Annotated in this window: 10 protein-coding genes and 1 tRNA gene; 9 read left to right on the top strand and 2 right to left on the bottom strand. The window is 69.3% G+C overall.

The annotated features are described in order from the left end of the window. Window positions 1-12 precede the first annotated feature (12 nt). From trpC to pyk, 7 genes are all read left to right on the top strand, one after another. Window positions 13-825, top strand: a complete 813-nt coding sequence (gene trpC / locus B7K26_RS08065; protein WP_084078435.1) for an indole-3-glycerol phosphate synthase TrpC — start codon at window positions 13-15, stop codon at window positions 823-825. Beyond that, the gene (trpB, locus tag B7K26_RS08060; RefSeq protein WP_143340569.1) at window positions 822-2,030 is read left to right on the top strand and encodes a tryptophan synthase subunit beta; all 1,209 of its coding nucleotides are present in this window, start codon (window positions 822-824) and stop codon (window positions 2,028-2,030) included. The genes trpC and trpB overlap by 4 nt, the downstream gene beginning before the upstream one ends. Then, window positions 2,027-2,815, top strand: a complete 789-nt coding sequence (gene trpA, locus B7K26_RS08055; RefSeq protein ID WP_084078433.1) for a tryptophan synthase subunit alpha — start codon at window positions 2,027-2,029, stop codon at window positions 2,813-2,815. The genes trpB and trpA overlap by 4 nt, the downstream gene beginning before the upstream one ends. After that, on the top strand, window positions 2,812-3,753 hold the full coding sequence (lgt, locus tag B7K26_RS08050; protein WP_084078431.1) for a prolipoprotein diacylglyceryl transferase: 942 nt from the start codon (window positions 2,812-2,814) through the stop codon (window positions 3,751-3,753). The genes trpA and lgt overlap by 4 nt, the downstream gene beginning before the upstream one ends. Window positions 3,754-3,870: 117 nt before the next feature. Beyond that, window positions 3,871-8,409: a glutamate synthase large subunit gene (gene gltB / locus B7K26_RS08045; RefSeq protein ID WP_084078429.1), complete on the top strand. Its 4,539-nt coding sequence runs from the start codon at window positions 3,871-3,873 to the stop codon at window positions 8,407-8,409. Continuing rightward, window positions 8,402-9,868 carry a glutamate synthase subunit beta gene (locus B7K26_RS08040; protein ID WP_084078427.1) on the top strand — a complete coding sequence of 489 codons (1,467 nt, stop codon included), beginning with the start codon at window positions 8,402-8,404 and terminating at the stop codon, window positions 9,866-9,868. The genes gltB and B7K26_RS08040 overlap by 8 nt, the downstream gene beginning before the upstream one ends. A 22-nt stretch (window positions 9,869-9,890) precedes the next feature. After that, complete coding sequence (pyk, locus tag B7K26_RS08035; protein WP_084078425.1) at window positions 9,891-11,312, top strand: pyruvate kinase; 1,422 nt, start codon at window positions 9,891-9,893, stop codon at window positions 11,310-11,312. Window positions 11,313-11,400: 88 nt separating this feature from the next. On the opposite strand, the gene B7K26_RS08030 is transcribed toward pyk, so the two are convergent. Continuing rightward, a complete protein-coding gene (locus B7K26_RS08030) occupies window positions 11,401-11,856 on the bottom strand; it encodes a methylglyoxal synthase (RefSeq protein ID WP_084078423.1) in 456 nt (151 codons plus the stop codon). Window positions 11,857-11,964: 108 nt separating this feature from the next. Further along, window positions 11,965-12,038, bottom strand: a tRNA-Leu gene (locus tag B7K26_RS08025). Here B7K26_RS08025 and B7K26_RS08020 point away from each other — a divergent pair. Next, on the top strand, window positions 12,011-12,685 hold the full coding sequence (locus tag B7K26_RS08020; RefSeq protein WP_084078421.1) for a response regulator: 675 nt from the start codon (window positions 12,011-12,013) through the stop codon (window positions 12,683-12,685). The genes B7K26_RS08025 and B7K26_RS08020 overlap by 28 nt on opposite strands. Window positions 12,686-12,873: 188 nt before the next feature. After that, window positions 12,874-14,154 (top strand): ABC transporter substrate-binding protein, encoded by a 1,281-nt coding sequence (locus B7K26_RS08015; protein ID WP_084078420.1) that lies wholly within the window; start codon window positions 12,874-12,876, stop codon window positions 14,152-14,154. Window positions 14,155-14,313: the final 159 nt, after the last annotated feature.

The raw sequence follows: 14,313 nt of genomic DNA, 5'->3' as shown, positions 1-14,313 counted from the left end.
AAGGGGAGAGCGATGACGACTGTGCTGGACAGCATCGTGGCGGGGGTGCGCGAGGATCTCGCGGTGCGCGAGGGCGTGACCACCATGGATCAGCTGAAGGAACGCGCCTCGCGTCAGCCGGGCGCGCTCGACGCGCGCGCCATGCTCGCGACGTCCGAGGTGTCGGTGATCGCGGAGGTGAAGCGGTCGAGCCCGTCCAAGGGCGACCTTGCCTCGATCTCGGACCCCGCGCTGCTCGCCACGGAGTACGAGGCCGGCGGCGCGACCGTGATCTCGGTGCTCACCGAGCAGCGCCGCTTCGGCGGCTCCCTCGAGGACCTCGACGCGGTGCGCGCGAAGGTCGACATCCCGATCCTGCGCAAGGACTTCATCGTCACCCCGTACCAGGTGTGGGAGGCACGCGCGCACGGCGCTGACGTGGTCCTCCTCATCGTCGCGGCGCTCGACCAGATGGCGCTCGAGTCCCTCGTGGAGCGCGTGCACTCGCTGGGCATGACCGCCCTCGTCGAGGTGCACGACGCCGAGGAGGTGCAGCGCGCCTCGGACGCCGGTGCCCGCGTGATCGGCGTCAACGCCCGCAACCTCAAGACCCTTGAGGTCGACCGCCACACCTTCGCCCGACTCGCGCCGATCATCCCCGCGGGCATCGTCCGCGTCGCCGAGTCCGGCATTCGCGACGGCCACGACGTGGTCGAGTACGCGCGCATGGGCGCCGACGCCGTCCTCGTGGGCGAGGCCCTCGTGAAGAACAAGGACCCGCGTCAGGCCGTGGCCGACATGGTCGCCGCCGGCGCGCACCCCGCCCTGCGGGCGGTTCGCCCGTGACGGGCTCGCTGCAGTCGGCCCCCGGGCCGTTCTTCGGCGAGTTTGGAGGTCGGTTCGTCCCCGAGGCGCTGATGGCGGCGCTCGACGAGCTCACGGACGCGTACGCCAAGGCGCGCATCGACCCCGCGTTCCAGGAGGAACTGGACAGGCTCGCCCGCGACTACACGGGACGCCCGTCGATCGTCACGGAGGTGCCGCGGTTCGCGGCGCACGCCGGGGGAGCGCGCGTGTTCCTCAAGCGCGAGGACCTCAACCACTCCGGGTCGCACAAGATCAACAACGTGCTCGGCCAGGCGCTGCTGACCAAGCGCATCGGCAAGAAGCGGGTCATCGCCGAGACCGGCGCGGGCCAGCACGGCGTCGCGACGGCGACCGCCGCCGCCCTCATGGATCTCGAGTGCGTGATCTACATGGGCGAGGAGGACACGGAGCGCCAGGCCCTCAACGTCGCCCGCATGCGCCTGCTCGGTGCCGAGGTGATCCCCGTGGCCACCGGCACCCGTACCCTGCGCGACGCGATCAACGAGGCGTTCCGCGACTGGGTCGCCAACGTGGAGACCACCAACTACGTCTTCGGTACCGCGGCCGGCCCCCACCCGTTTCCCGCGATGGTGCGCGACTTCCAGCGCGTCATCTCCGTGGAGTCGCGCGAGCAGATGCTCGCCCTCGGCGGGCTTCCCGATGCAGTGCTCGCCTGCGTGGGCGGCGGCTCCAACGCGATCGGCTCGTTCGACGCCTTCCTCGACGACGAGTCGGTGCGGCTCATCGGCTGCGAGGCCGCCGGCGACGGTGTCGAGACGGGCCGCCACGCCGCGACCCTGACCGGAGGCCGGCCCGGCATCCTGCACGGCTCGATGTCGTACATCCTTCAGGACGAGGACGGCCAGACTCAGCCGTCCCACTCCATCTCCGCCGGACTGGACTATCCCGGTGTTGGCCCCGAGCACACGTGGCTCGCGAGCATCGGCCGCGCCGAGTATTGGCCGGTCACCGACGCCGAGGCGATGGAGGCGTTCCGCCTCCTCACCCGTACCGAGGGAATCCTGCCGGCCATCGAGTCCAGCCACGCCCTCGCCGGAGCGATCCGCCTGGGCCGCGAGCTGGGGCCCGACGCCACCCTGCTTGTCACGCTCTCGGGCCGCGGCGACAAGGATGTCGAACAGGCCGCGCGCTGGTTCGAGATGATGCCAGGGGAGGACGCATGAGCGCCGTCACCGATCGGATCGACGCGGCAAAGGCCGAGGGGCGGGTCGCGCTCGTGGGCTACCTCCCCGTGGGATACCCCGACGTCGACACGTCGATCGCCGCCATGCGCGTCCTCGTCGAGGCCGGCTGCGACATTGTCGAGGTGGGCCCGCCCTACTCGGACCCCGTGCTCGACGGCCCCGTGATCCAGCACGCCGCCGCGGTTGCCCTCGAGGGTGGGGTGCGCGTCGACGACGCGTTCCGCGCCGTCGCTGAGGTGGCCGATGCCGGCGCCGTGCCGGTCATCATGGCCTACTCCAATCTCATGCTCAGCCGCGGCTGGGCCCGCTTCGCCGACGACCTCGTCGCCGCGGGCGGAGCCGGCGTCATCACGCCCGACCTCACGCCTGATGCTGCTCCCGAGTGGATTGCCGCCGCGCGCGAGCGTGACGTCGACACGATCTTCCTTGTCGCCCCATCCACCACCCGTGAGCGCATGCAGCTCACGTGCGATGCCTCGCGCGGCTTCGTGTACGCCACGCCCCTCATGGGCGTGACGGGGGAGCGTGCCGCGGTGGGCGACGCCGCCGAGCGCGTCGTCGGCGCGGCTCGCGAGGCAGGCGCCCAGCGCGTCGGCATCGGCGTGGGGGTCTCGACCGGCGCCCAGGCCAAGGACATCGCCAGCTACGCCGACGCCGTCATCGTCGGCACCGCCTTCGTGCGCGCGCTCGGCGACGAGGGCGACCTCGAGCGGCTGCGCGTCAAGGTGGCCGAGCTCGCGGCCGGCGTGAGGGGCGAGGCGTGATCCCTGCCTCCATCCCGAGCCCTCCCGTGGAGTGGTCCTCGTTTTCGCTCGGGCCGCTCACGATCCACACGTACGCGATCTGCATCATCATCGGCATCTTCGTGGCCCTGTGGCTCACCACCCGCCGGTGGGTCGAGCGCGGCGGCGACCCCGACGTGGTCGGCGAGATCGCGCTGTGGGCCATCCCGTTCGGCATCATCGGCGGACGCCTCTACCACGTGATATCGACGCCCGGCCCGTACTTCGGCGAGGGCGGCAACCCATGGGATGCCTTCAAGATCTGGGAGGGCGGCCTCGGCATCTGGGGCGCGATCGCGCTCGGAGCGCTGGGCGCCTGGATCGGCGCGCGCCGCCACGGCGCGAGCTTCACCGCCTTCGCCGATGCCGCCGCTCCCGGCGTGCTGATCGCCCAGGCCATCGGCCGTCTGGGAAACTACTTCAACCAAGAGCTCTTCGGCGGTCCGACCGACCTGCCGTGGGGCCTCGAGATCGACCCTGCCTTCCGACCGGAGGGCTACGAGCAGTTCACGACGTTCCACCCGACCTTCCTGTACGAGTTGGTCTGGAACCTCGTGGGGGCGTTCCTCATCATCTGGCTCGACCGCAAGCGTGACCTGCGCGGCGGGCGAGTGTTCTGGCTCTACGTGATCGTGTACGTGTCAGGTCGCCTGTGGATCGAGATGGTCCGCATCGACACCGCCGTGCACATCCTCGGCGTCCGCATCAACGTGTGGGTGTCGATCGGCGTGCTCGTGCTGGCCATCGCGGCCTTCGTGCTGCTCGGCATGCGCCAGCGCGCGAGCGGGGTCCACGTCCCGCGTGAGCAGCTCGCCGTGCGCGTCGCTCCCGACGCCGCCGAGGCCACCGACGAGACGGCCGAGGCCGCTGCGGAGGCCGCGAGCGGGGACGATCGTCCCGAAGACCAGAACAACTCATAGACGATTCTTTACCTGGGGCGTCAAGGCGGTACGCTGAACACCCGTGTGTTCACCGGGCCGACGGCGCCCCGCTACCAGCAAGCCCACGTGTCCCCGTGGGCGATTAAGGACGGTGTGATGGCAGCGCTTCTTGGCGCCTCGCAGCCCGCTTATGGGCTCTACAACCCCGCGTACGAGCATGACGCGTGTGGCGTCGCCTTCGTGGCGACCCTGCGCGGCACCGCGGGCCGCGACATCGTCGACGCTGGTCTGACGGCGCTGAAGAACCTGGAGCACCGTGGCGCCGTGGGCGCCGAGACGGAGACCGGCGACGGCGCCGGCATCCTCACGCAGGTGCCCGATGCGTTCCTGCGCTCCGTCGTCGACTTCGACCTTCCCGAGGCGGGGCGGTACGCCGTCGGCATCGCCTTCCTCACCCCGGGCACCGAGGCCACCGAGGTGCAGGCCTTCGAGAGCGCCGCCGCCACGGAGAACGTGCGCGTGCTGGGCTGGCGCGACGTGCCCGTCAACCCCGAGCCGCTCGGTCCGTCGGCTCGCGCCGCGATGCCCGTGTTCCGCCAGGTGTTTGTGGCGGCCGACGACCTCGCGGGCATCGAGCTCGACCGCCGCGTCTACCGCGTGCGCAAGCGCGCCGAGCGCGACGGCGGACCCTTCTTCGCCTCGCTGTCGAGCCGCACCCTGACGTACAAGGGAATGCTCACGACGTACCAGCTGGAGCAGGTGTTCCCCGACGTCACCCACGAGCTGTTCGCCTCCGAGCTCGCGCTCGTGCACTCGCGCTTCTCCACCAACACGTTCCCGTCGTGGCCGCTCGCGCAGCCCCTGCGCGGCATCGCCCACAACGGCGAGATCAACACCGTCCAGGGCAACCGCAACTGGATGGCGGCGCGCGAGGGCACCCTGCAGTCCGACCTCCTGGGCGACCTCGGCGGCCTCATGCCGGTGTGCTCGGCATCGGCCTCCGACACCGCGTCCTTCGACGAGGTGCTGGAGCTGCTGCACCTGGGCGGCCGCTCGCTGCCCCACGCCGTGCTGATGATGATGCCCGAGGCGTGGCAGAACAACGACGAGATGGACCCCGCCCGTCGGGCCTTCTACGAGTACCACTCGGCCCTCATGGAGCCGTGGGACGGACCCGCCGCACTGCACTTCACCGACGGCACCGTCATTGGCGCCACGCTGGACCGCAACGGCCTGCGTCCCGGACGCTTCTGGCTCACGGACGACGGCCTCGTGGTCGCCGGTTCCGAGGCCGGCCTGCTGGACATCGACCCCGCGAAGGTGGTCCGCAAGGGCCGCCTGCAGCCGGGCCGCATGCTGCTTGTCGACACAGCCGCCGGCCGCATCATCGAGGACGAGGAGATCAAGTCTCACCTCGCCGCGGAGCACCCGTACGAGCAGTGGGTGGCCGACAACGCAGTGCGGCTGTCCGAGGCCCCGGAGCGCGAGCACATCGTGCACTCCCGCGCCTCGGTCAAGCGCCGCCAGCGCGCCTTCGGCTACACGGAGGAGGAGCTGAAGAAGATCCTCGCGCCGATGGCGAAGGAGGGCGCCGAGCCGCTGGGTGCCATGGGCTCCGACACGCCGATCGCGGTGCTGTCCGACCGCCCGCGCCTGCTCTTCGACTACTTCACGCAGATGTTCGCGCAGGTGACGAACCCGCCGCTCGACGCGATCCGCGAGGAGATCGTCACGGCGATCTCGGGCGCGATCGGCCCCGAGCCGAACCTGCTCGCTGCGACGCCCGAGCACGCCCGCAAGATCATGCTCGACTTCCCGGTGATCGACAACGATGAGCTGGCCAAGGTGCTGCACATCGACGCCGACCCGCGTCTCAAGGGTGTGTTCTCGGCGCGCAAGATCCGTGGCCTGTACCGCGTCAACGACGGCAAGGACGGCCTCGAGCGCCGCCTCGCCGACATCTTCGACGAGGTGGACCAGGCGATCCGCGAGGGCGTGTCCTTCATCGTGCTGTCGGACCGCGACTCCAACCAGGACTTCGCGCCGATCCCGTCGCTGCTGCTGACCTCGGCCGTGCACCACCACCTCGTGCGCAATCACACCCGCACCCGGGCCTCGCTGCTCGTGGAGGCCGGTGACGTGCGCGAGGTGCACCACGTGGCGCTGCTCGTCGGCTACGGCTGCGCGGCGGTCAACCCCTACCTCGCAATGGAGACCATCGAGGACCTGGGGGAGCGCGGCTACCTGGGGGACATCGAGCCCTCCAAGGCCGTCAAGAACTACATCAAGGCGCTCGGCAAGGGCGTCCTCAAGATCATGTCCAAGATGGGCATCTCGACCATCCAGTCGTACCGCGGTGCACAGGTGTTCGAGGCCCTCGGGCTCTCGCGCGAGCTGGTGAACCGTCACTTCACGGGAACCCCCAGCCAGGTGGACGGCGCCGGCCTCGACGTCATCGCCGAGGAGGTCGCACGCCGGCACGCCGATGCGTACCCCGCCTCGGGCGACCTGCCTCCTCACCAGCGTCTCAACACCGGTGGCGAGTACCAGTGGCGCCGCGACGGCGAGGAGCACCTGTTCGACCCTCACACGGTCTTCAAGCTCCAGCACGCGACCCGCACGCGCCAGTACGACGTGTTCCGCGAGTACACCGACCGCGTCGACGACCAGTCCCAGCGCCTCATGACGCTGCGCGGCCTGCTCGAGTTCTCCTCGGAGCGTGAGCCCGTGGCGATCGACGAGGTCGAGCCCGTCAGCGAGATCGTCAAGCGCTTCAACACCGGCGCGATGTCGTACGGCTCCATCTCGGCCGAGGCTCACGAGACCCTCGCGATCGCGATGAACCGCCTGGGCGGACGCTCGAACACCGGCGAGGGCGGCGAGAGCCCCGAGCGCCTGTACGACCCCGAGCGTCGCAGCTCCATCAAGCAGGTCGCCTCCGGTCGCTTCGGTGTGACGAGCGAGTACCTCGTGAACGCCGACGACATCCAGATCAAGCTCGCTCAGGGCGCCAAGCCCGGCGAGGGTGGTCAGCTGCCGGGCAACAAGGTGTACCCCTGGGTGGCCGAGACCCGTCACTCGACCCCTGGCGTGGGACTCATCTCCCCGCCGCCGCACCACGACATCTACTCGATCGAGGATCTCAAGCAGCTGATCCACGACCTGAAGAACGCGAACCCCGCGGCGCGCATCCACACCAAGCTGGTGTCGGAGGTCGGCGTGGGCACCATCGCGGCTGGCGTCGCCAAGTGCAAGTCCGACGTGGTCCTCATCTCGGGCCAGGACGGCGGCACCGGCGCGAGCCCGCTCAACTCGCTCAAGCACGCCGGCGTCCCGTGGGAGATCGGCCTTGCCGACACCCAGCAGACACTCGTGCTGAACGACCTGCGCGACCGCATCGTCGTCCAGGTCGACGGCCAGATGAAGACCGGCCGCGACGTTGTCGTGGCCGCGCTGCTGGGCGCGGAGGAGTTCGGCTTCGCCACCGCGCCGCTGGTGGTCGAGGGCTGCATCATGATGCGCGTGTGCCACCTGGACACGTGCCCCGTGGGCGTCGCGACCCAGAACCCCGAGCTGCGCAGCCGCTTCACCGGCAAGCCCGAGTTCGTCGTCACCTTCTTCGAGTTCATCGCCCAGCAGGTGCGTGAGCACCTCGCGGCGCTGGGCTTCCGCTCCATCGAGGAGGCCGTGGGTCACGTCGAGGCGCTCGACGCGCGCAAGGCGATCGACCACTGGAAGGCCGCGGGACTCGACCTCGCGCCCGTCCTGGCCCGTCCCGAGCCCGGCCGCGCCATCACGAGCGCGACCACGCAGGACCACGGCCTGGAGCACGCCCTCGACAACACTCTCATCGAGCAGGCGCAGCCCGCCCTCGAGCGTGGCGAGAGCGTCACCATCGACCTGCCGATCACCAACGTCAACCGCACGGTCGGCACGATGCTGGGGCACGAGGTGACGAAGCGTCACCGCGGCGCCGGGCTGCCGGACGACACCATCGACGTGACGTTCCACGGCTCGGCCGGCCAGTCCTTCGGCGCCTTCGTGCCGCGCGGCATCACGCTGCGCCTCCTGGGCGACGCCAACGACTACGTGGGCAAGGGCCTCTCCGGCGGACGCATCGTGGTGCGCCCCGCCCGGGAATCGATGATGGACGACTCCAAGGACGTCATCGCCGGCAACGTGATCGGCTACGGCGCCACGGGCGGCGAGCTGTTCCTGCGGGGCCAGGTGGGCGAGCGCTTCCTGGTGCGCAACTCGGGCGCGACCGCCGTCGTGGCCGGCGTGGGTGACCACGCCCTCGAGTACATGACCGGTGGCACGGCCGTCATCCTTGGCCGCACCGGACGCAACCTTGGCGCAGGCATGTCCGGTGGCACGGCCTACGTGCTCGACCTGCGCCCGGAGCGCGTCAACGCTCAGGCGATCGCGAGCGGCGAGCTCACCCTGTCGCCGCTCGACGCCGAGGACGAGGTGATCGTGCACTCGCTGCTCGCCCGCCACGTCGACGAGACCGAGTCCCCGCGCGGTCGCGACCTGCTCGCGCGATGGGAAGAGATCAAGGGACGCTTCACCCGCGTCCTGCCCGCCCAGTACGCACGCGTCCGCGAGGTGCTCGCGGACCTCGACGCGACCGGGGGCGACCTGAACGCCCCGGGTGCATGGGCCGAGTTCCTGGAGGTGACGAGCCGTGGCTGACCCGCGCGGATTCCTTAAGCACCGCGAGCGCGAGCTTCCCAGCTCGCGCCCCGTGGCGGTGCGCCTGCTCGACTGGAAGGACGTCAAGGACGAGCTCACCAAGGATGAGCCGACTCTGCGTCGCCAGGCCGGCCGCTGCATGGACTGCGGCATCCCGTTCTGCCACCAGGGCTGCCCGCTGGGCAACATCATCCCCGAGTGGAACGACCTGGTGCGCGAGGGGCACTGGGCCGACGCGATCGAGCGACTGCACGCGACCAACAACTTCCCGGACTTCACCGGGCGCATTTGCCCTGCTCCGTGCGAGACTTCTTGTGTGCTCGGCATCAACCAGCCCGCGGTCACGATCAAGAACATCGAGGCCGAGATCATCGACCACGCGTTCAAGGACGGGAACGTCAAGCCGTTCGTGCCTCAGCGCCTGACCGGCAAGACGGTGGCAGTGGTCGGCTCGGGCCCCGGCGGCCTTGCGGCGGCTCAGCAGCTCACCCGCGCGGGGCACACGGTGCGCGTGTACGAGAAGGACGACCGCCTCGGCGGCCTCCTGCGTTATGGGGTTCCGGACTTCAAGCTCGAGAAGGTCGTCATCGACCGCCGCATCGAGCAGATGGAGGCCGAGGGCACCCGCTTCCGCACGTCGGTCACCATCGGCGAGGACATCACGTGGGATGAGCTGCGCGCGCGCTACGACGCCGTGCTCGTCGCGACCGGCGCGCCCAAGCCGCGCGACCTGCCGCTTCCCGGCCGTGAGCTGGGCGGCATTCACTACGCCATGCCGTACCTGCACCAGGGAAACATGGCGGCCGCCGGCGACGTGGTCGAGAACCAGATCACCGCCGAGGGCAAGCACGTCATCGTCATCGGTGGCGGTGACACCGGCTCGGACTGCATCGGCACTGCCCTGCGCCAGAAGGCGGCGTCGGTGACGACCCTCGCCATCGGCCAGCAGCCGCCGGTGGACCGGCCCGAGAACGAGCCGTGGCCCACCGACCCTCGCGTGTTCGAGGTGTCGTCGAGCCACGAGGAGGGCGGCGAGCGCGAGTACCTCGCGTCGACCGTCGAGTTTGTCGGCGACGAGGCGGGCCACGTGCGCTCGCTCAAGGTCGCCGTCACGCAGTACAACGAGGACGGCTCCCGCACCCCCACTCCGGGGACGGAGCGGGAGATCCCCGCCGACCTCGTGCTCATCGCGATGGGCTTCACGGGCCCTGAGACGGATGAGCTGCACGCACAGGGCGGCGTGGCCGTCACGGACCGGGGGCGCATCGAGCGCACGGACGACTTCCACACCTCGAGCGACGGCGTGTTCGTCGCGGGCGACGCGGGACGCGGCGCCTCCCTCGTGGTGTGGGCCATTGCGGAGGGCCGCGCGGCCGCCGCAGCCATCGACGAGTACCTGACCGGTGGCACGGAGCTGCCGGCACCTGTGACGGCGCGCACCGTAGCGATGCGCGCCTGACATACGACTGAGGTTGGAGAACATGCGTAAAGCAAAGATCGTCTGCACCATCGGGCCGGCCACCGCGCCGATCGAGCGGATGCGCGAGCTGGTGAACGCGGGCATGGACGTCGCCCGCATCAACCGCTCGCACGGCTCGACCGAGGAGCACGAGGCGGTGTACAACAACGTCCGTCAGGCTGCGCAGGAGGCCGGCCGTAACGTCGCCGTCCTCGTCGACCTGCAGGGCCCCAAGATCCGTCTCGAGAAGTTCGCCAACGGTCCGCACGACCTTGCCGTGGGGGACGTGTTCACCATCACGACGCGCGACGTCGAGGGCACCAAGGACATCTGCGGCACCACGTTCAAGGGCCTCCCGGGCGACTGCTCGCCCGGCGACACGCTCCTGATCGACGACGGCAAGGTGCGCCTTGAGGTCACCGACATCGTCGACGGGACCGACGTCGTGACGAAGGTGGTCGTTCCCGGCCCCGTGTCCAACAACAAGGGCATCAACCTTCCGGGCGTCGCGGTCTCCGTGCCTGCGCTGTCCGAGAAGGACGAGGATGACCTGCGTTGGGGCCTCAACATTGGCGCGGACTTCATCGCGCTGTCGTTCGTGCGGTCCGCGAAGGACTACGAGGACGTCGCTCGCATCATGGCGGAGGAGGGCATCACTGTGCCCGTCGTCGCCAAGGTGGAGAAGCCCCAGGCTGTCGACAACCTCGAGGAGATCGTCGACGCCTTCGACGGCATCATGGTGGCCCGAGGTGACCTCGGTGTCGAGCTGCCCCTTGAGGAGGTGCCGCTCGTCCAGAAGCGCGCCATCGAGCTCTGCCGCGCCTACGCCAAGCCCGTGATCGTGGCGACCCAGGTGCTTGAGTCGATGACGCACTCGCCGGTGCCGACCCGCGCCGAGACCTCGGACTGCGCGAACGCGATCCTCGATGGCACTGACGCGGTCATGCTGTCGGGCGAGACCTCGGTGGGTGACTTCCCGATCATCACGGTCGAGACGATGGCCCGCATCGTGCGCAACACGGAGGAAAAGGGATACTCGCGCATCGCGCCGTTCCTCACCACTCCCAAGACGCGCGGTGGCGCTGTGACCCACGCGGCGGCGGAGATCGCCGAGGTCCTCGACATCAAGTACATCGTGACCTTCACGCAGTCGGGTGACTCGGCGGTGCGCATGGCGCGCCTGCGCCCGAATGTGCCGATGCTGGCCTTCACCCCCGAGCCCAAGACGCAGAAGCGTCTCGCGCTGTCGTGGGGTGTCGACGCTCGCGTGGTGGACCGCGCCGAGACGGCCGACGACATGGTCAACATGGTCGACGCCGCGCTCAAGGCCGACGGCCTTGTCGAGGACGGCGACTACGTGGTGGTCGTGTCCGGCACGCCCGTGGGCATGCCCGGCACCACCAACTCGGTGTTCGTGCACAAGATCGGTCAGGTGCGCGGCTAACAGTTCGCGCCCACCACGAGGGGCCCCGCACCGTCTGGTGCGGGGCCCCTCGTGTTGGTGTGGCTGTTGCGGTGGCCGATGCGGCGGCTCAGTCCTTCTTGGGGGCGAAGAGCCTCGCGTCCCTGTCGGGAAGCGTCGGCGTGGCGCGCTGGTAGTCCTCCCTGAACAGGGGAGACGAGATCAGGAAGTCGGCGGTCGCGATATTGGACGCCATAGGGATGTTCCATACCGCGCCCAGACGCAGCAGCGCCTTGACATCGGGATCGTGGGGCTGGGCCTCCAGCGGGTCCCACAGGAACACCAGCAGGTCGATGCCGCCCTCGGCGATCTTCGCGCCGATCTGCTGGTCACCGCCGACGGGCCCTGAGAGGAAGCGGTGCACCGGCAGGCCGAGCTCGTGCTCGAGCAAGGTACCGGTGGTGCCGGTCGCGTAGAGGTGGTGAGGGGCGAGCGAGCCCTTGTTGAAACTCGCCCACTCGAGCAGCTCGACCTTCTTGTTGTCGTGTGCCACGAGAGCGATGTGGCGGGCGGCGATCCGTGCCATCGGTGAACCTCCAGAATTCGTTCACACGAGTATCCCAGGAGGCGAGCGCCGTACGGGGCTGCCGTGCCGCATCGGCCCTGGCTGACCAGGGCCGATGCGGCGGCCGGGTGCCCCGAGTGGGATTCGAACCCACACTGGTACGGGTTTGAGCCGTATGCCTCTGCCAGTTGGGCTATCGGGGCCTGCGGAGACTAGGCTAGCGCCTGTGACCGAGACGAATAGCACCCCCGAGCCGACCACCCCCGCCGCGAGCAAGAAGCGCCGTGCCGTCGTCGCCGAGGACGAGGCCCTGATCCGCATGGACATCGTGGAGACGCTCCGCGAGGGTGGCTACGACGTGGTCGGCGAAGGCGCGAACGGCGAGGAGGGCTTTGCCCTCGCGCAGGAGCACAAGCCTGACGTGGTCGTGATGGACATCAAGATGCCCGTGATGGATGGCATCACCGCCGCCGAACTCATCGCTCGTGAGCGCCTCGCGCCCGTGGTTCTGCTGACCGCGTTCTCTCAGACCGAACTCGTCGAGCGCGCGCGCGACGCCGGCGCGATGGCGTACGTCGTGAAGCCCTTCACCCCCGCCGACCTGCTTCCCGCCGTGGAGATCGCCGCGTCGCGCTTCACCGAGATCCGTGCGCTGGAGTCGGAGATTGCCGACATCACCGAGCGCATGGAGACCCGCAAGAAAGTCGAGCGCGCCAAGGGCCTGCTGATGGAAAAGATGAAGCTCAACGAGCCCGAGTCGTTCCGCTGGATCCAGAAGACGTCGATGGACCGCCGCCTCACGATGAAGGAGGTCGCGGAGGCCGTCATCGAGCAGATGGGCGGCAAGTAGCCGCTGCCTTACGCAAGGCGCGTATCGGTTCGCCCGATGCGCGCCTTTTGCGTTTCTACCAGGTCACAGAATCGTGATGATCAGGACCCCCACAAGAAATGAATGGTCGGTAACGTGGCCCCAACGCCGCCAGGGACCGTCCCTGGGGCGGGAGGCTGACTCCCCAGTCAGTGTGGAGGGAACACAACATGGCACGATGGAACACCATCGCGCGCGGCGCGGCCTTTGCGGCCGCCGCCTCGCTGGCCCTTGCGGCCTGCTCGACGGACTCGGACCCTGAGGCGTCCGGTTCGGAGGGTGGCTCCGAGGGTTCCGGTTCGACCGACGCCCTGAAGATCGGCACGGTGCTGCCCCTGACCGGCTCGCTGGCCTTCCTCGGCCCGCCCGAGGTTGCCGGTGTCGACCTCGCGATCCAGGAGATCAACGAGGCGGGCGGCGTGCTCGGTAACGATGTCACCGTGGAGCACGAGGACTCGTCCGACACTACCCAGGCCAACATCGCGCCGCAGTCGGCCTCCAAGCTGATCTCGGACGGCGTGTCCGCGATCATCGGCGCCGCTTCCTCGTCCGTGACGTTGAACTTTGTCGACGACGTCGTGGCGTCCGAGGTGGTTCAGGTGTCGCCGGCCAACACCGCGACGGCGCTGTCGGGCTACTCCGACTTCTTCTTCCGTACCGCGCCGCCGGACTCCGTCCAGGGCAACGCGCTCGCCAACCTCATCCTCGAGGATGGCCACACGAACGTGGGCATCCTGGTGTTCAACGATGACTACGGCACCGGCCTGCGCGACGTGATCAAGTCGACCATCGAAGAGGGTGGCGGCACGATCACCTACGGTAACCCCGGCGAGGAATTCGACCCCGCCGCCACGAACTTCACCGCCGAGGTGGAGGCAGTGATGGGAACCAACCCCGACGCCCTGGTGCTGATCGCCTTCGACCAGACCAAGCAGATCATCCCCGAGCTGCTCGCGGCCGACCTCGACCCCACCACGCTGTACATGGTGGACGGCAACACGGCGGACTTCTCTGCCGACTTCGACCCCGCCGCCCTCGAGGGCGCCCAGGGCACCATCCCCGGTGCCCAGGCGTCGGACGACTTCGCTCAGCGCCTCGAGGAGGCGTACGGCGAGCCGCTCGACTCCCTCGCGTACGGCCCCGAGTCCTACGACGCCACCATGCTCGTCGCGCTTGCCGCGGTTCACTCGGGTGGTACCGACGGTCCCTCGATCCAGTCGTCGATGGCTGCGGTGTCCGGCTCGACCGGTGGCACCGAGTGCTCGACGTTTGCCGAGTGTGTCGAGCTGCTCGATGCGGGTGAGGAGATCGACTACAAGGCCGTGTCGGGTGTCGAGGCGTTCAACGACGCGAACGACCCGTCCGCCGCGTACGTGGGCGTGTACAAGTACGACGCCGAGAACGTGCCGGTGTGGCAGTCCGAGGTCTTCGGAGAGGTTCCCGCCTCGTGATCGGTTGATCACCGCCTGCTAGACGAGAGGGCCCCGGCTTCGGCCGGGGCCCTTTTCGTGTGCCCCGGGACCCGGCAATCCAGGGGAGCGTCTGTACCGGCCGCACCCGCGCCCACGGCAGGCCGTGTCGAGAAGCCTTGCCACGTCATCGGCCGTCCT

Source organism: Demequina sp. NBRC 110057, from assembly GCF_002090175.1.
GTDB lineage: Bacteria > Actinomycetota > Actinomycetes > Actinomycetales > Demequinaceae > Demequina.
The sequence above is the reverse complement of the archived record's forward strand: the minus strand, read 5'-3'. Positions and strand labels throughout refer to the sequence as shown.